We start from the raw sequence: 18262 nt of genomic DNA, 5'->3' as shown, positions 1-18262 counted from the left end.
CCGGAGGCCGCCCCGGCGTTCCCGTCCGGCCCGGCGGTGCCGCTGCCCGCGCCGACGCTGCCGCCGCCCGCCGAGCGGTCACGGGCGCGGCGCGCCCCCGTGACCGCGCCGAAGTTCCCCCCGTCGGCGGTCACGGCCCAGCCGCGCGAGTCGCTGAGCGTGCTGCACATCGGCGGCCCCCGGTTCGGACGCGCGCTGCCCGACCCCGGCGAGCCGTTCACCCCCGAGGACATGCAGGCACGCATCTGGGCGGACCTGACGGAGATGTACGACAGGGGGATGCCACGTCCCGACCTGATGGTCGTCAGCGGCGACCTCACCGAGTCGGGCAGTCTCGGGCAGTTCGGGCAGGCGACGCGGTTCCTGACCGACCTGAGGCTGCTGATCGGCCTGGAGCCGCACCGGCTGGTGATCGTGCCCGGCCCCCGCGACGTGACCAAGGCGGCGGCCAGCGCGTACTTCCTCACCTGCGAGGCCGACGACGTGATCCCGCAACCGCCGTACTGGCCGAAGTGGCGGCACTTCGCGGGCCTGTTCGGCGAGGTGTACCAGGGGCTGGACGACCGGGTGTTCGACGGCGGCCAGCCGTGGAGCCTGTTCGAGGTGCCCGACCTGAAGGTGGTCGTGGCGGGGCTGAACTCGACGATGGCCATGAGCCACCTGGAGCGCGACGCGTACCCGCTGCTCGGCGAGGCGCAGGCGGCCTGGTTCGCCGAGCGGCTGCGCCCGTACGAGGAGCGCTCGTGGCTGCGGCTGGGCGCGATCGGCCACCCGCCCGCCGCGCTGCACGACGCCCCGGCGTTCCAGCGGCTCCTCGGCCACCGGCTCAACCTGCTCTTCCACGGCGCGGGCGAGGCGGGCGAGGGGGCGGTGGCCGCGCCGCGCTCCGGGCACCACCAGGTCGTCGAGATCACCCCTGCCGGGCTGCGCACCTGGCTGCCGCGGGGCGGCGAGCCCGAGCGTGTCTCGTCCGGCTGGCGGGCCGCGCAGGCCACCTTCGCCGGCGAGGCGCTGCCCGAGCCCGCCCCCGCGCCCCAACCGGCCGAGCGCGAGCCGAGCCCCGTCGAGCTGCTGCTCGACCGCATCACCGAGGTGTGCGAGGCCAGGCACGAGCGGGCCAGGATCCGCCGCTTCCCCACGCACCTGGTGGTCACCCACCCCGAGGACGGCTTCGTCCGGCTGACGATGATCGGCGCGCACGTCGGCGAGCTGACGGCCGCCGACACCGACGACTTCGTCCGCAAGGCGCACGCCGCCGACCTGACCGCCGAGCTCGTCTACCAGGGCGGCCCGCCGCCTGCCCGCGCGCTCCGCGACGACCTCATGCGCAGAGGCGTCAGGCTGCGCAGCTTCACCGAGTTCCAGGGCCTGCTGGACCTGTCGGGCTACGTGGCCGAGCAGTCGTCCAGGCTCGTCACCGACCGCCGCTACCCGCCGGAGCTGTACGTCCCGCAGCGTTACCGCGAGCTCGACCGGCCCGGCCACCTGGTCAGGCAGGGGCTGACCGACGAGCTGATGCGGCTGCTGGCGGCCGACCACGGCAGGTTCCTGTTACTGCTCGGCGACTTCGGCCACGGCAAGACGTTCGCCCTGCGCGAGCTGGCCAGGCGCATCCCGGCCGAGCTGCCGCACCTGACTCCGATCTTCATCGAGCTGCGGGCGCTGGACAAGGCGCACAGCGTCGACAGCCTGGTGGCCGCCCACCTGGCCGCGCACGGCGAGGAGTTCATCGACCTCAAGGCGTTCCGCTACCTGCTCAGGCAGGGCCGGATCGTGCTGCTGTTCGACGGTTTCGACGAGCTGGTCACCCGGCTCACCTACGACCGGGCGACCGACCACCTGGCGACACTGCTGGCCGCGGCCGAGGACAAGGCGAAGATCGTCGTGGCCAGCCGCACCCAGCACTTCAAGTCGCACAGCCAGGTGCTGACCTCGCTCGGCGAGATGGTGGGGGTGCTGCCCCAGCGGCGGGTGCTCAGCGTCGAGGACTTCACGCACGACCAGATCCGCTCGTACCTGGCCAACCGCTTCGACGACGGCCACGAGGCCACGGCCCGCATGTCGCTCATGGAAGGCATCTCCGACCTGCTCGCGCTGGCGCAGAACCCGCGCATGCTCAGCTTCATCGCCGACCTCGACGCCGACCGGCTGCGCACGGTGGCGGGAGCCCGGCACACGATCAGCCCTGCCCTGCTCTACGAGGAGATTCTCAGCTCGTGGCTGGCGTTCGAGGAGCGGCGGGCCAAGGTGCCCGGCTCGGCGACCGCGCTGACCACCGACGAGCTGTGGCGGGCGGTGACGGCGCTGGCGCTGCGGCTGTGGGACTCGGGCGAGTCCCTGCTGGGCGTGGACGAGCTGACCGAGATCGCCGAAACGCTCACCGACCTCGCCGCCGGCCAGTTGTCACCCGCGCACACGGCGTACGCGGTGGGCTCGGGCAGCCTGCTGGTGCGTACCGAGGAGGGCATGTTCGGGTTCATCCACGCCTCGGTGATGGAGTGGCTGATCGCCCGGCACGTCGCGGCGACGCTCGACGCGCCGGTGACGCTGTCGCGCAGGCCGCTGTCGGCGCTGACGGTGGAGTTCCTGTGCGACCTGGCCGACGTCCAGGCCCTGCGGGCGTGGGTGGACGACCCGCCCGCGGAGGACGTCGCCCGGGCGAACGCCGTCAAGATCGCGGCCCGGCTGCGCACGCCCGCCCGCGCCGACCTGAGGGGCGCCAACCTGAAGGGCGAGGACCTGTCGGCCAGGGACCTCCAGGAGGTCGACCTGACCGGCGCCGACCTGACCGGCGCGACGCTGGCGGGCACGAACCTGTCCCGCGCGGTCCTGCGCGAGGCCAAGCTCGTCGGCACGCGGCTCGACGGGGCCAGGCTGACCGGCGCCGACCTGTCCGGAGCCGACCTGTCGGGCGCGCGGCTGGCGCGCACCGACCTGAGCGACATCTCGGCCGAGGGCGCCGTGTGGCACCGGGCCGCGCTGATCAACGTGACGGGCACGCTGCCGCCCCTGCCGGGCGCGGCGGTGGTGCCGGGGCAGCAGGTCGAGGTGCAGCTGGCTCCCGCCGCGATCGGCGTACCGTACGGGTACCACTTCCAGACCAGCCGCCTGCCCGAGCCGATCGCGTACAGCCCCGACGGCTCCACGATCGCGATCGGCAGCGACGACGGCGGCGTGCTGCTGTGCGTCGGCGGCCAGCCGGTGCGGAACCTGCAGGGCCACCGCGGCCGCGTCTACGCCGTCTCCTTCGCCGGGAACGTGCTCGCCACCGGCGCGAGCGACGGCACGGTGATCCTCTGGGACGCGCTCACCGGCGAGCGGCTGCGCACCCTGCCCGGGCACGCCGAGGGCGTCTGGCCGGTGCGGCTCAGCCCCGGGGGCGAACTGGTCGCGGCGGGCGGCGGCGACGGCGTGGTCCGCGTCTGGGATGCGGCCACCGGGCAGCTCCTGCACCGGCTGTCCGGCCACGAGTCGCCCGTCTACACCGTCTCCTTCGGCCACGCGGCGCTCGTCACCGGCGACACGGCCGGCGTGGTGCGGGTCTGGCACCTCGCCTCCGGCCGGGTGGCGCACACCCTCGACGGGCACAGAGGGGCGGTCTACCGCGTCGTGCACAGCCCCGACGGCGGGCTGCTCGCCACGGGCGACGAGGCCGGAACCGTCCGCGTCTGGGACACCACGTCGTGGACGTTGCGCCACACCCTGACCGGACACGGGAGCAGCGTCTACTGCGTGGCCTTCTCTCCCGACGGCTCGCTGCTGGCGACCGGCGACACCTCCGGAGCGGTGCGCCTGTGGGAGCCGACCACGGGCACGCCCCGCGGCCTGCACACCACCCACGCGGCGGCCGTCTACCAGGTGACGTTCAGCCCCGACGGGCGCACGCTGGCGACCGGCGACTCCAACGGCGTCGTCCGCGTGCAGGAGGCCGGCGGCACCCGGCGCACCGAGCTGACGGGGCACCGCAGCTCGGTGTGGCCGTTCGCGTTCCATCCCGACGGGGAGCAGATCGCCACCAGCAGCAACGACGGCACGGTCCGGCTGTGGGACACCTCCTCCGGCAAATGCCAGCGGGTGCTGCGCGGGCACGGCAGGCGGATCTCCTCCGTCAGGTTCAGCGCCGACGGCTCGATGCTGGCGACCAGCGGCAACGACGGCGTGGTGCGGGTGTGGGAGCCGCGCACCGGCCGCCGCCTGCGCGAGTTCACCGGCACCGCCGACCGGCTCATCTCGGCGCTGTTCTCACCGGCGGGGCCGGTGCTGGCCACCTCCAGCAACGACGGCGGCGTGCACTTCTGGAACGCCTCGACGGGCGACTACGAGCGCGAACTCGACGCCGGCACCGACCACGTGTGGGCCGAGGCGTTCAGCCCCGACGGGGAGATGCTGGCCACGGCCAACGACGACGACAGCGTCCGCATCTGGTACCGGCCGACCAGCCGCCTGGTGAGCAACCTGGCCGACCACCGCGGCAGGGTCCGCTCGATCGCGTTCAGCCCCGACGGCCGGTACGTCGCGACGGGCTGCGACGACCGGCTCGTCCGCATCTGGCACGTCGAATCGGGCGGCCGGATCGCGACCCTGGAGGGGCACACCGACCGGGTCTACTCGGTCGTCTTCTCCCCGTCCGGCCGTTACCTGGCGAGCGCCGGCAACGACGGGCGGGCCCTGGTGTGGGAGCTGCGTCCCGGCCAGCCCTGGCAGCCACGCCTGATGCACACGCTCGACAAGCACGCCGGACGGCTGTGGAGCGTCGCCTTCGACCGCACCGGCGAGCGCCTGGCGACAGGAGGCGACGACCTGACCGTCCGGGTGTGGGGCACCGAGAGCGGCGAGCTGCTGCACACGCACACGGGCCACGCCCGCCGGGTCTGGTCGGTCGCCTACAGCCCCGTCTCCGACCTGCTGGCGAGCGCGGGCGACGACGGCACGGTGATCCTCTGGGACGGCGACACCCGCCTGGCAACGCTGCTGGGCCTGCCGGAGGGGTGGGCGGCGCTGGCGCCCGACGGCCGCTACAAGGTACAGGGCGAGGTGGGTGGCCAGTTCTGGCACGTCATCGGGATGTCGAGGTTCGAGCTCGGCGAGCTGGACCTGCACCTGCCGGGAGTGCGGCAGGTAGCCCTCGACGCCCCCTTCTGAGACAGGGCGCCCCTCAGCGGGCCTCGACGGCCCGCGGTCGTGCCCTTCGGCGGGCCTGTGCTCTGTGTGGCCGCTAGCCGAGCGAGGCTCGCCGGACGAGGTCCTGCCACACGGCGTCGACGCGGGCCTCCAGGTCCTCCAGGCTCCCCTCGTTGGGGATCACGACGTCGGCGACGCTGAGCCGCTCCTCGCGGCCGGCCTGGGCGGCGATGCGGGCCTTGGCGTCCTGCTCCGGCATGCCCCGGTGCTCGGCGAGGCGGGCGATGCGGACCTCGTCGGAGGCGTCGACGACGACCACCACGTCGTACATGGGAGCCAGGTTGTTCTCCGCGAGCAGCGGCACGTCGTACACCACGATCGCGTCGTCGGCCGCCTGCGCCTGAAGGGCGGCCACCCGCTCCCCCACGAGCGGGTGGACGATGGCGTTGAGCGCGGCGAGCCGGTCGGGGTCGGCGAACACGATGCCGCCCAGTTTCTCCCGGTTCAGGGAGCCGTCGGGGTGGAGGACGCCGTCGCCGAAGGTCGCGACCACCCGGGCCAGGCCGGGGGTGCCGGGCTCCACCACCTCGCGGGCGATCTTGTCGGCGTCGATCACGACGGCGCCTCGGGCCGCGAGCCGCCTGGACACCTCGCTCTTGCCCGACCCGATGCCGCCCGTGAGTCCGATCGTCAGCACATCGAAAGCCTATCGGCGGACAATCCCGGACGCACGCGCCCACTACCGCCCATCACGACGTTGGGAGGGACGCGCCCGTGTGCCGATCAGCGTCGCAGGTGGACCAGGGTGAGGTGGTCGTCCATGCGCGCCCTGTGCGTCTCGCGGTAGCCGAGGCGGCGATACAGGCGCAGGTTCCCATCGGACAGATGGCCGGTGAACAGGTCGAACGCGGCGGCCTCCGGCACCTGCTCGTGCAGGGCGGTCAGCAGCGCCGTGCCGACGCCTCTGCCCTGCCGGTCGGGGACGACCACCAGCCGCCCGACCAGGCAGGTGGCGCCGGACAGCTGGCCCCGGACGGCCCCCACCACCCGCCCCCCGTCGACCGCCTTGAGCACGGTCGCCGACACGATGGCCGCGCGGACCTGCTCCAGGGACTCGACGAGCGGCGGGATGAACGGGTCTCCATAGAGCTGCGCCTCGCTCACGTAGGCAGCTCTCTGCACGGTGAGGATCTCACCCGCGTCGGACGCCACCGCCCGCTCGATGTCCACCGCAGCACCCTACTTCACGCATTCACGGCGAGTCGCCCGAAGAACGACCTGATGCTGCCGACCAGCGACCCCGGCGCCGCCATCGCGACCATGTGGCTGGGCGAGTGCTCCCCCGCCCAGTGCGTGATCGCGTTCCCGCGCTCGGCGATCCGGCGCATCAGCGGGGGCCCGCCGTGTGAGACCCCGGTCGGCACGTCGGTCTGGTCGATCGGCATGCCGGCCGCGCCCTCGTAGTACGTCCAGGACGACGAGCCGCCCGTCCCGGTCAGCCAGTACAGGCTGGCATTGGTCAGCACCAGGTCGCGCTCGATCGGCTCCGCCACCTCTCCCTCGGGCCAGCCGTCGAACTCCTTGAACCGCTCGACGAGGTAGGCGAGCTGGGCCACGGGCGAGTCGGTGAAGCCGAAGGCGAGTGTCTGCGGCCGGTTGGCGAGGTACGTGCCGTAGCCGCTGCCTCCGGCGAACAGCTCGGCCAGCCTCTCCAGCCCGGCTTGTTCCTCCTGCGTGGCTCCGTCCAGCTCGGCGGGGTCGCCCGTGGGGATGCCCAGTCCGGCCGTGATGTGCGAGCCGACCACGTGCGCGCTGTCGAGGACGGCGAGCTGCGGGCTGACCAGCGCGCCCGCGTCGTTGCCGTGCGCGCCGTAGCACCGGTACCCCAGTCGGCTCATCAGCTCGGCCCAGGTGCGGGCGACGCGGGCGATGCTCCACGGACGCTCGTCGGCGGGTTCGGGGAACGGTGAGAAGCCGAAGCCGGGCAGCGAGGGCGCGACGACGTGGAAGGCGGTGGCGGGGTCGAGGCCGTGGGCACGCGGGTCGGTGAGCGGGCCGATCACTTCCAGGTACTCGGCGACGGAGCTGGGCCAGCTGTGCGTCATGATCAGCGGGAGGGCGCCGGGCTCGGGCGACCTGACGTGCAGGAAGTGCACGCACTGGCCGTCGATCTCGGTGGTGAACTGCGGAGACGCGTTGAGCCTCGCCTCCTGTGCCCGCCAGTCGAAGCCGTCGGCCCAGTACGCGGCCAGCTCGCGCAGGTAGCCGACGGGGACTCCCCGACGCCATCCGCCCCCGGGCAGTTGCCGAGGCCAGCGGGTGCGGCTCAGCCGCTCCCTCAGATCGTCGAGGTCGGCCTGCGGGACGTCGATACGGAAAGGCGTGATGTCGTTCATGCCGGGAACCCTAGACGTCATCGCGGAAAGGATCGTTCCGCAATACGCGCGCAGCCGCACAAGGAAAGGCCCCGCACGGGCGACCGTGCGGGGCCTTTCTCAGGTACTACTCAGAGCCTCAGCTCTGGCCGCCCGCGAGCTTCTCGCGGAGCGCCGCGAGCGCCTCGTCAGAGGCGAGCGCGCCGCTGGCCGGAGCCGACGACGAGGAGCTGGTCGAGGGAGCCTGCGACTCGCCGCTGTAGGACGAGGGAGCAGCCTCGCCCGCCTCGGCCTCGGCCTTGCGGGCCTCCTCGATCTGCTTCTTGTGCGCCTCGAAGCGCGTCTGGGCCTCGGCGTACTGCCGCTCCCACTCCTCGCGCTGCTTGTCGAAGCCCTCGAGCCACTCACCGGTCTCGGGGTCGAAGCCCTCGGGGTAGATGTAGTTGCCCTGGTCGTCATAGGTGGCGGCCATGCCGTACAGGGTCGGGTCGAACTCGACCTCGGTGCCGACACCCTCGTTCGCCTGCTTCAGCGAGAGGCTGATGCGGCGACGGTCGAGGTCGATGTCGATGATCTTCACGAAGATCTCGTCGCCGACCTGGACGACCTGCTCCGGGATCTCCACGTGACGCTCGGCCAGCTCGGAGATGTGGACCAGGCCCTCGATGCCCTCCTCGACCCGGACGAACGCGCCGAACGGCACCAGCTTGGTGACGCGGCCCGGCACGACCTGGCCGATCTGGTGGGTGCGGGCGAACTGCTGCCACGGGTCTTCCTGGGTCGCCTTGAGCGACAGGGAGACGCGCTCGCGCTCCATGTCGACGTCGAGGACCTCGACCGTGACCTCCTGGCCGACCTCGACCACCTCGGAGGGGTGGTCGATGTGCTTCCAGGACAGCTCGGACACGTGGACCAGACCGTCGACGCCGCCGAGGTCGACGAACGCACCGAAGTTGACGATCGACGAGACGACGCCCTTGCGGACCTGGCCCTTCTGAAGGGTGTTGAGGAACGTCTGGCGAACCTCGGACTGGGTCTGCTCGAGCCAGGCGCGGCGCGACAGGACCACGTTGTTGCGGTTCTTGTCGAGTTCGATGATCTTCGCCTCGAGCTCGCGGCCGACGTACGGCTGCAGGTCGCGAACGCGTCGCATCTCGACCAGGGACGCCGGAAGGAAGCCACGGAGGCCGATGTCGAGGATGAGACCACCCTTGACGACCTCGATGACGGTGCCGGTGACGATGCCGTCCTCGTCCTTGATCTTCTCGATCGTGCCCCAGGCGCGCTCGTACTGAGCACGCTTCTTGGACAGGATCAGGCGGCCCTCTTTGTCCTCCTTCTGGAGAACCAGGGCTTCGACGTGCTCGCCGACCTCCACGACGTCAGCAGGGTCGACATCGTGCTTGATCGAAAGCTCGCGCGAGGGGATGACACCCTCGGTCTTGTAGCCGATATCGAGAAGGACCTCGTCTCGATCGACCTTGACGACGGTGCCCTCGACGATGTCGCCGTCGTTGAAGTACTTGATGGTCTCATCGATCGCGGCGAGGAAGGCTTCCTCGGACCCGATGTCGTTGACCGCTACCTGCGGGGTGCTCGAGGTGGCCTCAGTGCTGGACGTCATGTGTGGAATTGCTCCGAACGCGGACAGGATGTCGATGTGGCGGACGCGCGGCAGGCCCTCTTCCGCATCAAGCCGAGGAAATACGACATCGACGTGACCGAGCGCGAGCCCGCTCCGTCTGAGGCGCGCGCGAGCCCACAGCGCAGCGATCAGCATATGAGAACTAGGCCACGGGGTCAATCCAGGCGACACGAAGCGCCGGTCAGTACGCGTTGACCTGCGGTCTCCGCTTGGAGGTGATTTTACCCTGAAGTTTCTTCGGGATGGAGATCCGGGCCGGGTCGCCGTCGGAGACATAGCGCTCCTCGGGGTGCTTGTTCAGCCATTCCAGCCAGTACTGGGAGCACCACTTGCGGCATTCGCCCTTTTTGCCATTGCTCTGGATCCGCTGGATGGCGAGCGGGTCGAAAGCTTTCGCATAGGGCGGAAGGGAGGGCTCCGCTCCCGCCAGGAAGACCCCGTCGAAGTCGTACGAGGTGCCGTCCCAGGTGCCGCTGCGGGCCAGCTTCCGCGGGTGCGGCTCCGCTCCGAACGGCAGCGCCATGGTCTTGGCGGGCCCCGCGCCGAGCTTGACCAGCAGCCGGTCGAGCCGGACGATCTGCTCACGGACCCGCTTCTTCGGCAGCACCGACAGGCTGGGGTGCGACCAGGTGTGGTTGGCCACCTCGAAGCCGTGGCCGACCAGCCACTGCACGGCGGCGACCTGCTGGTCGCGCTCGCGCAGCCCGAACGGGTCACGATTGACCCAGAAAGTGGCGACGGGCCGGAACGACGGGTACTTCTTGGCCACGTCGAGGATGATGCCGGCCGCCGTGTCGGGCTTGGGCTGCCCGTTCGCGTCGAGCGCGAAGTGGCTCGGGTGCCCGTCGTCGAACGTGAGCACGACGGGGAAGCGGCCCGCGGGCACCGGCATGGCGCCGGTGACGAACTCCTTGGCGGTGACGGGCACGTACCCCTGCCTGGCGAGCTTCTCCAGCTCCTGCCTGACCTGCGAGGGAGTCCGGTCGATGGAGGCCAGCCGCTTGTTGAGTATCCGGTGGTACATCAGCACCGGCACCACGCCGAGTTCGTTGGCCTTGACCTGCTTGGCGAACTCGGGGGTGGCCTCCACGCCCGGCGGCTCGCTCGCCACCGCGGTGGGCTCGCCCGGCGGGCTCTGCTCCGCCCTGCCCGCGGCCTGCCGTCCTGACGCGCCGTCGCCGTCGCCGTCGGACGGCAGCAGGTTCAAGCCGATGATCGCCACCACGACGACGCCCACGTTGGCGACGCCGATGATCCGCGTGAGAGACGCTGGTATCCGCACAGAACTCCCGTGCCCATCGGGGAAACCGACTTTCAGCGTAGTCCAAAATGATCGCATGGAACGATTCACGCCATGTCGGACTGCCCCGCCGCATGCGTGTGAACGGCCGGGGCGAAGCCGCCCGGTCAGTGCCCGGCGTCCTCCCAGGTGCGGCCGGTTCCCACGGAGACCTCCAGCGGCACCCGCAGCTGGTAGGCGGCGTTCATCTGGTCGCGCACGAGCTGCGTGAGCTGCTCCAGCTCGCCCGGCGCCACCTCGAACACCAGCTCGTCGTGGACCTGCAGGAGCATCCGGGACGCCAGCCCCTCCTCGCCCAGCGCCTGGCGGACGTTGAGCATGGCGACCTTGATGATGTCGGCCGCCGACCCCTGGATCGGCGCGTTGAGCGCCATCCGCTCGGCCATCTCGCGGCGCTGCCGGTTGTCGCTGGTCAGGTCGGGCAGGTAGCGGCGGCGGCCCATGATCGTCTCGGTGTAGCCGTCGTTGCGCGCCTGCCGGACGATGTCCTGCAGGAAGTCGCGGACACCGCCGAACTCCTGGAAGTACTCCTCCTTCAGCGCCCGCGCCTCGGCCACCGGGATGTTGAGCTGCCCGGACAGCCCGAAGTCGGACAGGCCGTAGGCCAGGCCGTAGTTCATCGCCTTGATGCGGGCCCGCAGCTCGCCGTCGATCTGCTCGGGCGGCAGGTCGAACACCCTGGCCGCGGTCGCCTGGTGGAAGTCGTGCCCCGATTCGAACGCCGCGATCAGCGACTCGTCGCCCGACAGGTGGGCCATGATGCGCAGCTCGATCTGGCTGTAGTCGGCGGTGAGCAGCGTCTCGTAGCCCTCGCCGACGACGAAGCCCTGCCGGATGCGGCGGCCCTCGGCGGTACGGATCGGGATGTTCTGCAGGTTGGGCTTCTCGGAGGACAGCCGGCCGGTGGCGGCGATGATCTGGTTGAAGGTGGTGTGGATGCGCTGGTCGTCGGCGATCTCCTTGATCAGCCCCTCGACGGTGGTGCGCAGTTTGGTCTGGTCGCGGTGCCGCAGCATGATCGTCGGCAGCTCGTGGTCGGTCTGGGTCGCGAGCCAGGCGAGCTGGTCGGCGTCGGTGCTGTAGCCGGTCTTGATCTTCTTGGTCTTCGGCAGGTTGAGCCGGACGAAGAGGATCTCCTGCAGCTGCTTGGGCGAGCCCAGGTTGAACTGCTCGCCGACGACCCGGTGCGCCTCTCCGACCGCGTGCTTGACCGCGGCGCCGAACTCGGCCTCCAGGCCGGTGAAGTACGCGCCGTCGACCGCGATGCCCGCCCGCTCCAGCTCGGCCAGGACGGTCAGCAGCGGCAGCTCCACGTCGGTCAGCAGCTGGGTGCCGCCCCGGCCCGACAGGAAGGCCTCGAGTGCCTCGGCCAGCTCGCGCACCACGTGCGCGCGCAGCGCGAGCTCCTTGGCAGGAGCGTCGTCGTCGTCGCCGAACAGCGCCGCCTGGCCGTTTGACTCCTCCTCCGCCCGCAGGTCGCGGTGGAGGTAACGCCTGGCCAGATCCTCCAGCGCGAACGTGCGCTGGCCCGGCATCGCCAGGTAGGCCGCCAGCGCCGTGTCGCACGCCAGGCCCCTGAGCGTCATGCCCTGAGCCCACAGGGCCAGGATGGGCCCCTTGGCGTCGTGGACGGCCTTGGGCTTGGTCTCGTCGGCCAGCCAGGCCCGCAGCGCCGCCTCGTCGGCCTCGGTGAGCTTGACCGGGTCGATGTGGGCGGCCGTGCCGTCGGGCGAGGCGATGGCGATGGCGTCGACGCGGCCGGTGCCGCTGCCGTACACGCCCTTGAAAGCGACGCCCGCGCGGCCCCCGGGCAGCGCCGACAGCCAGCCCGCGACCCGGTCGGGGCCGAGGATCACGGTCTCGACCTCGAAGCCCTGGTCGGGCTCCTGCTCGCCGGCGCCCAACGTCTTGAAGACGCGCTCGCGCAGCTCGCCGCGGATCTGCAGGGTGTCGAAGAGCTTGTTGACCTCCTCGCGATCCCAGGCGCCCTGCGTGAGCCCTGCGGGCTCGACGTCGAGCGGGACGTCGCGGAGCAGTTCGGTGAGCCTGCGGTTCATCAGCACCTGCGCCACGTGCTCGCGCAGCTTGTCGCCGACCTTGCCCTTGACCTCGTCGACCCGGTCGACCAGGGCGGTCAGCGAGCCGAACTCGCGCACCCACTTGGCGGCGGTCTTCTCGCCCACGCTGGGGATGCTGAGCAGGTTGTCGCTGGGGTCGCCGCGCAGCGCGGCGAAGTCGGGGTACTGCGCCGGGGACAGACCGTACTTCTCCTCGACGGCCTCGGGCGTGAACCGGGTCATGTCGCTGATGCCGCGGCGCGTCATCAGGACCGTGACGTGCTCGTTGACGAGCTGGAGCGCGTCGCGGTCGCCGGTGACGATCAGCACGCTCATCCCTTGGGCGGAGGCGCGGGTGGCCAGCGTGGCGATCAGGTCGTCGGCCTCGAAGCCGGCCTTGGACAGATGCGGGACGCGCAGCGTGTCGAGCAGCTCGAAGATGAGCTGCATCTGGCCGCGGAAATCTTCGGGCGTCTCGCTCCTGTTGGCCTTGTACTCGGCGTACTCCTCGTGCCTGAACGTCGGCTCCGACCGGTCGAAGGCGACCGCCACGTGGGTGGGCCGCTCGTCGCGAAGGACGTTGGTCAACATCGAGGTGAACCCGTAGACCGCCTCGGTGTGCTGCCCGTCGGTGGTCATCAGGTTGGCGTCCTTGAGCGCGTAGAACGCACGATAGGCAAGGGAATGCCCATCGAGCAGCAGCAGACATGGGCGCTCAGGGGTCACGTCACTCTTCGGCACACCCGCAGCCTAGTCTGCGACTGCGACAGAAAACCCGAGCTCGGAAGACTGGAGGCGTCCCCTTGACGCAGACCAACCCCGCGACCGGCCCCGCGACCGGCCCCGCGACCGGCCCCGTGACCGACCCGTCGGCCGAGTTCGCCGCCTACGGCGCGGTGCACGAGGGCACGCTCGCCCACCGGATGGGCATCGAGTTCGTCGAGGCGAGCGCGGAGCGCGTCGTGGGCCGCATGCCGGTGGCGGGCAACACCCAGCCGTACGGCCTGCTGCACGGCGGTGCCTCCGCGGTGCTCGCCGAGACGCTGGGCTCCGTCGGCGCGGCCATCCACGCCGGGCCGGACCGCATCGCCGTGGGCATCGAGATCAACGCGACCCACCACCGCTCGGCCACCTCCGGTCATGTGACGGGCGTCGCGACGCGGCTGCACGGCGGCCGATCGCTGGCCACGTACGACATCGAGATCAGCGATGAGCAGGGACGACGCGTGTGCACCTCGCGCCTCACCTGCATGTTGCGCGACCGTTGAGGGGAATTCACCCTTTGCACACCAGCCCCGCGGGTCGCTACGGTTGACCCAGCAGAGCCCGCGGGGGAGGCTGAGTAGAAAACGGTGAGGCCGGGGAAGCCTCGCATGGTCCCAAAGGTCTACCCCCGTCGGGCTCGTTCACATTTATGGGCGATCGTTACCCAACGTGCCCCACCATTGCCAGGCGTATACGTGGATTTAGCCCCTGACCTGGCTTCTTGTTGCTCACGCCCGTGACACACACGTGTCACTAATTGGTGACGAACGATACTGAACCGGGCGATCGCGGAATAAGCTCCCGCCCAAGCATCCCAGTCGTGCCTGCGATGCCCGCGTGTCGAGAACCCCGCCTTGACCTACCTGAGGGAGCACCATTGCGCAGAGCCGTGATCGCGTTCACGGCCTTTCTGGGTGGACTCATCTTCCTGCTCGCCGGCGCCGCCCACGCGGCGGCGCCCGACCAGGGCCTGAGAGGGACACTCAAACTCCAAGGCCAGCCAGTGAACGGCGTGAAAATCGTCGTGACCACCGAGGATGGAAACCCCGTCAAGGAGGTCACAAGTGACGCCCAGGGCGCATGGGAGGTCCCGGTCGACAAACCGGGAAAGTACAAGGTCACCCTTGATGTCAAGACGCTTCCGCAAAACGCCGACGTCCGCGGGGGCAGCAACGTCAGAACGCCGACGGTGTTCGCGGGCAACATGTCCACCGTGCTGTTCGCCCTGCAGCCCAAGGGGGCCGCGGGGCAGCCTCAGGATCAAGGCGCCGAAGAGAGTCCGTTCTGGGACCAGGCGGCCCAGCTCACCTTCGAGGGCCTGAATCTCGGCCTGATCATCGCACTCGCCGCGCTCGGCCTCTCCCTCATCTACGGCACCACCGGGCTCACCAACTTCGCCCATGGCGAGCTCGTCACGCTCGGCGCCATCCTCGCCTACGCCTTCAACGTCGGCATCGGGCTGCACCTCATCCCCGCCGCCGTGATCGCGGTCGTCCTGGCCGGCGGGCTCGGCTACGCGCAGGACCGCTTCTTCTGGGGGCAGCTCCGCAGGCGCGGCACGGGCACCATCGCCATGATGATCATCTCGATCGGCGTCGCGCTCTTCCTGAGGTACGTCTTCCTCATCCTGTTCGGCGGCCAGAACGAGGCCTACGCGCAGTACACCGCACAGCCGGGCATCCAGATCGGCCCCATCTCCGCCGCCCCCAAGAACTTCGTCGCGATGGGCATCGAGCTCGCCGTCCTGATCATCGTCGGTGTCGCGCTGCTGCGCACCCGCACCGGCAAGGCCGCCCGCGCCGTCGCCGACAACCCCGCGCTCGCGGCCTCGTCCGGCATCAACGTCGACCGGGTCATCAGGATCATCTGGACCACCGGGGGCGCCGTCGCCGCACTGGCCGGGATCATGCTGGGGCTGTCGCAGAACCTCAAGTACACGATGGGCCAGGACATCCTGCTGCTCATCTTCGCCGGAGTCACGCTCGGCGGCCTCGGCACCGCGTTCGGCGCGCTCGTCGGCTCGCTCGTCGTCGGCCTGTTCATCCAGGTCTCCACGCTCTGGGTGCCGCCGGAGCTCAAGAGCGTCGGCGCGCTCGCCGTACTCATCATCGTGCTCCTCATCCGGCCGCAGGGCATCCTCGGCCGCCGCGAGCGGATCGGCTGACCGGGGAGGCTCACATGGACTGGCTCACGATCTTCACCACCACCGTCAAGGCCGCGATCGGCGTCGAGACGGTGCTCTACGGACTCGCCGCCATCGGCATCAACATCCACTTCGGATACACCGGCCTGCTCAACTTCGGCCAGGCGGCCTTCATGGGCGTCGCGGGATACGGCCTCGCCGTCACGGTCACCGTGATCGGCCTGCCGTTCTGGATCGGCATCGGCGTCGGCATCCTCGCCGCCGTGCTGCTCGCCCTGCTGCTCGGCGCCCCGACCCTCCGGTTGCGCGCCGACTACCTGGCCATCGTCACGATCGCCGCCGCCGAGATCGTCCGGCTCGTCTTCCGCTCCGTGGCGTTCAAGAACGTCTTCGGCGGCTCCGACGGCCAGCGCGGCTTCTCCGACGGCTTCTACGCGCTCAACCCCTTCCCCGACGGGGAGTACGGCATCGGCCCGATCACCTTCAACCACCGGCTGCTGTGGGTGCTGCTGGTCGGCTGGATCCTGGTCGGCATCTCCTGCGGCGTCGTCTACATGCTGATGAAGAGCCCGTGGGGGCGGGTGCTCAAGGCCATCCGCGAGGACGAGGACGCCGTGCGCAGCCTCGGCAAGAACGTCTTCTCGTACAAGATGCAGTCGCTGATCCTCGGCGGCGTCATCGGCTGTCTCGGCGGCTTCGTCTACGGGCTGGCCTTCGCCTCGGTGCAGCCCGACATCTTCGGCACGGAGACCACCTTCTTCGCCTACACGATCGTCATCCTCGGCGGCGCCGCCCGGGTGCTGGGTCCGGTCATCGGCTCGATGATCTTCTGGGTGCTGCTGGTGCTGGTCAACGGCGTCCTCAGCGAGGCGGTCCAGGCGGGATACATCCCGTTCATGACGTCCATCCAGGTTGGTCCCGTTCGTTACATCCTGGTGGGTCTCGGCCTGATCCTGTTGCTCGTCTTCCGGCCACAGGGCATCTTCGGTGACAAGAGGGAGATAGCAATCGATGCGCGCTGAAACCACCACCAGCGAGCGGAAGGCGGCGGCGCTGGCCGCCTTCAAGGAGCTCGAACGCGAACCTGGCGTCCCCAAGCCCGACCCGATCCTGGTCGTCGACAACGTGGTACGCCGCTTCGGCGGCCTCACCGCCGTCGAGGTGCAGCACGTCGAGATCCAGCGCGGTTCCATCACCGCGCTGATCGGGCCCAACGGCGCCGGCAAGACCACCTTCTTCAACCAGCTCACCGGCTTCGACACCGCCGACTCCGGCCAGTGGACCTTCAACGGGCGCAGCATGAGCGGTGTCCCGCCGCACAAGGTCGCCAGGCTCGGCATGGTCCGCACGTTCCAGCTCACCAAGGCGCTGTCACGCCTGTCGGTGATGGAGAACATGCGCCTGGGCGCCCAGCAGCAGAAGGGCGAGAGCTTCTGGCGCGCGCTCGTCCCGGCCCTGTGGCGCGAGCAGGAGGACGCCATCAGCGAGCGCGCCGAGGAGTTGCTGGTCCGCTTCAAGCTCGACGCCAAGCGCGACGACTTCGCCGGGTCTCTCTCCGGAGGCCAGCGCAAGCTGCTGGAGATGGCCCGCGCGCTGATGGTCCAGCCCGAGCTGGTCATGCTGGACGAGCCCATGGCGGGCGTCAACCCGGCGCTCACCCAGTCGCTGCTCGGCCACGTCAAGGACCTGCGCGAGCAGGGCATGACCGTGCTGTTCGTCGAGCACGACATGGACATGGTCCGCGACATCAGCGACTGGGTCATCGTCATGGCCCAGGGCGCCGTCATCGCCGAAGGGCCACCCGACACGATCATGTCCGACCCGCGCGTCATCGACGCCTACCTGGGCGCCCACCACGACGCCCCGCTGTCTGACAGCGAGCTCGAAGCCCAGCTCCACGAGGCCGAGGCGGCGCTCGAGGCCGAGATCGAGGAGGAGACGCAGAAGTGAACGCCGTCCCCGAATCCGCCCCCGAATCCGCCCCCGAGACCGTCACTGAGGCTGTCACTGAGACCGTCACTGAGTCGAAGGCGGCGGTCACCGACCGCAGCGCGCACCTCGAAGGCGCCCAGCAGGCCGTGCTGCGGTGCGACGAGCTGATCGCCGGGTACCTGCCCGGCGTCAACATCCTCAACGGCTCCGACCTCTACGTCCGCGAGGGCGAGCTGATCGGCATCATCGGCCCCAACGGCGCGGGCAAGTCCACGCTGCTCAAGGCCATGTTCGGGCTCGTCAACATCCGCAGCGGCACGGTGACGCTCAAGGGCGAGAACATCACCAACATGAAGGCGCACGCGCTGGTCTCGCGCGGCGTCGGCTACGTCCCGCAGACCAACAACGTCTTCCCCAGCCTCACCATCGAGGAGAACCTGGAGATGGGCGCCTTCCAGGTGCCCGGCAAGTTCAAGGAGCGCTTCGAGTTCGTCGCCGAGCTGTTCCCCGCGCTCAAGGAGCGGCGCAAGCAGCGTGCCGGTTCCCTGTCGGGCGGTGAGCGGCAGATGGTGGCGATGGCCAGGGCGCTGATGACCGAGCCGTCGGTGCTGCTGCTGGACGAGCCGTCAGCGGGCCTGTCGCCCAAGCTGCAGGACCTGGTGTTCATCCAGGCCCAGCAGATCAACAAGGCGGGCGTCACCGTGATCATGGTGGAGCAGAACGCCAGGCGCTGTCTGCAGATCTGCCACCGTGGCTACGTCCTCGACCAGGGCCGTAACGCCTACACGGGCACCGGCCGCCAGCTCGCCAACGACCCCAAGGTCATCGAGCTGTACCTGGGCACGCTCGCCAAGGCGTGATATTTAGCGATTTCGAGACGGAGAAGGGGCTCCCCGCGGGCCCCTTCTCCGCTCTTTAATGGGC

At 70.2% G+C, this 18262-nt stretch carries 12 protein-coding genes; 6 read left to right on the top strand and 6 right to left on the bottom strand.

The genetic code is table 11. The features are described from left to right. The first annotated feature begins 159 nt into the window (after positions 1 to 159). On the top strand, positions 160 to 5142 hold the full coding sequence (locus tag ABZ297_RS22370; RefSeq protein WP_355349231.1) for a pentapeptide repeat-containing protein: 4983 nt from the start codon (positions 160 to 162) through the stop codon (positions 5140 to 5142). A gap of 73 nt (positions 5143 to 5215) precedes the next feature. Here the strand turns inward: ABZ297_RS22370 and coaE are convergent, their stop codons facing one another. The 6 genes from coaE to polA form a co-directional block, all read right to left on the bottom strand. Beyond that, positions 5216 to 5818: a dephospho-CoA kinase gene (gene coaE, locus ABZ297_RS22365; protein WP_355349228.1), complete on the bottom strand. Its 603-nt coding sequence runs from the start codon at positions 5816 to 5818 to the stop codon at positions 5216 to 5218. A gap of 86 nt (positions 5819 to 5904) precedes the next feature. Next, complete coding sequence (locus tag ABZ297_RS22360) at positions 5905 to 6351, bottom strand: GNAT family N-acetyltransferase (protein WP_355349225.1); 447 nt, start codon at positions 6349 to 6351, stop codon at positions 5905 to 5907. A gap of 14 nt (positions 6352 to 6365) precedes the next feature. Continuing rightward, on the bottom strand, positions 6366 to 7517 hold the full coding sequence (locus ABZ297_RS22355) for an epoxide hydrolase family protein (protein ID WP_355349222.1): 1152 nt from the start codon (positions 7515 to 7517) through the stop codon (positions 6366 to 6368). Between the two features lie 118 nt (positions 7518 to 7635). Continuing rightward, positions 7636 to 9120 carry a 30S ribosomal protein S1 gene (gene rpsA / locus ABZ297_RS22350; RefSeq protein WP_355349219.1) on the bottom strand — a complete coding sequence of 495 codons (1485 nt, stop codon included), beginning with the start codon at positions 9118 to 9120 and terminating at the stop codon, positions 7636 to 7638. Positions 9121 to 9322: 202 nt separating this feature from the next. Next, on the bottom strand, positions 9323 to 10423 hold the full coding sequence (locus ABZ297_RS22345) for a polysaccharide deacetylase family protein (RefSeq protein ID WP_355349216.1): 1101 nt from the start codon (positions 10421 to 10423) through the stop codon (positions 9323 to 9325). Between the two features lie 125 nt (positions 10424 to 10548). Further along, positions 10549 to 13239, bottom strand: a complete 2691-nt coding sequence (gene polA, locus ABZ297_RS22340) for a DNA polymerase I (RefSeq protein ID WP_355349213.1) — start codon at positions 13237 to 13239, stop codon at positions 10549 to 10551. A 182-nt stretch (positions 13240 to 13421) separates the two neighbouring features. Here polA and ABZ297_RS22335 point away from each other — a divergent pair, with 182 nt between their 5' ends. From ABZ297_RS22335 to ABZ297_RS22315, 5 genes are all read left to right on the top strand, one after another. Then, entirely contained in the window at positions 13422 to 13766 is a 345-nt protein-coding gene (locus ABZ297_RS22335) for a hotdog fold thioesterase (RefSeq protein ID WP_355349240.1), read from the top strand. 374 nt (positions 13767 to 14140) lie between these two features. Further along, complete coding sequence (locus ABZ297_RS22330) at positions 14141 to 15427, top strand: branched-chain amino acid ABC transporter permease (RefSeq protein ID WP_355349211.1); 1287 nt, start codon at positions 14141 to 14143, stop codon at positions 15425 to 15427. A gap of 14 nt (positions 15428 to 15441) precedes the next feature. Continuing rightward, entirely contained in the window at positions 15442 to 16428 is a 987-nt protein-coding gene (locus ABZ297_RS22325) for a branched-chain amino acid ABC transporter permease (protein ID WP_355349208.1), read from the top strand. Continuing rightward, the gene (locus ABZ297_RS22320) at positions 16418 to 17356 is read left to right on the top strand and encodes an ABC transporter ATP-binding protein (RefSeq protein WP_355349205.1); all 939 of its coding nucleotides are present in this window, start codon (positions 16418 to 16420) and stop codon (positions 17354 to 17356) included. Before ABZ297_RS22325 ends, ABZ297_RS22320 begins: the two co-directional genes overlap by 11 nt. Beyond that, on the top strand, positions 17353 to 18198 hold the full coding sequence (locus ABZ297_RS22315; protein ID WP_355349202.1) for an ABC transporter ATP-binding protein: 846 nt from the start codon (positions 17353 to 17355) through the stop codon (positions 18196 to 18198). The genes ABZ297_RS22320 and ABZ297_RS22315 overlap by 4 nt, the downstream gene beginning before the upstream one ends. The last annotated feature ends 64 nt before the right edge of the window (positions 18199 to 18262 follow it).

It is taken from the genome of Nonomuraea sp. NPDC005983, from assembly GCF_040614375.1.
Classification (GTDB): Bacteria; Actinomycetota; Actinomycetes; order Streptosporangiales; family Streptosporangiaceae; genus Nonomuraea.
This window is presented reverse-complemented; position numbering and strand designations above follow the sequence as displayed.

What these genes read in the sequence shown, in the direction of transcription:
- ABZ297_RS22355 (WP_355349222.1), bottom strand. Translation starts at nt 7,517, where the DNA reads ATGAACGACATCACGCCTTTCCGTATCGACGTCCCGCAGGCCGACCTC.
- rpsA (WP_355349219.1), bottom strand. Translation starts at nt 9,120, where the DNA reads ATGACGTCCAGCACTGAGGCCACCTCGAGCACCCCGCAGGTAGCGGTC.
- ABZ297_RS22335 (WP_355349240.1), top strand. Translation starts at nt 13,422, where the DNA reads ATGGGCATCGAGTTCGTCGAGGCGAGCGCGGAGCGCGTCGTGGGCCGC.
- ABZ297_RS22325 (WP_355349208.1), top strand. Translation starts at nt 15,442, where the DNA reads ATGGACTGGCTCACGATCTTCACCACCACCGTCAAGGCCGCGATCGGC.
- ABZ297_RS22320 (WP_355349205.1), top strand. Translation starts at nt 16,418, where the DNA reads ATGCGCGCTGAAACCACCACCAGCGAGCGGAAGGCGGCGGCGCTGGCC.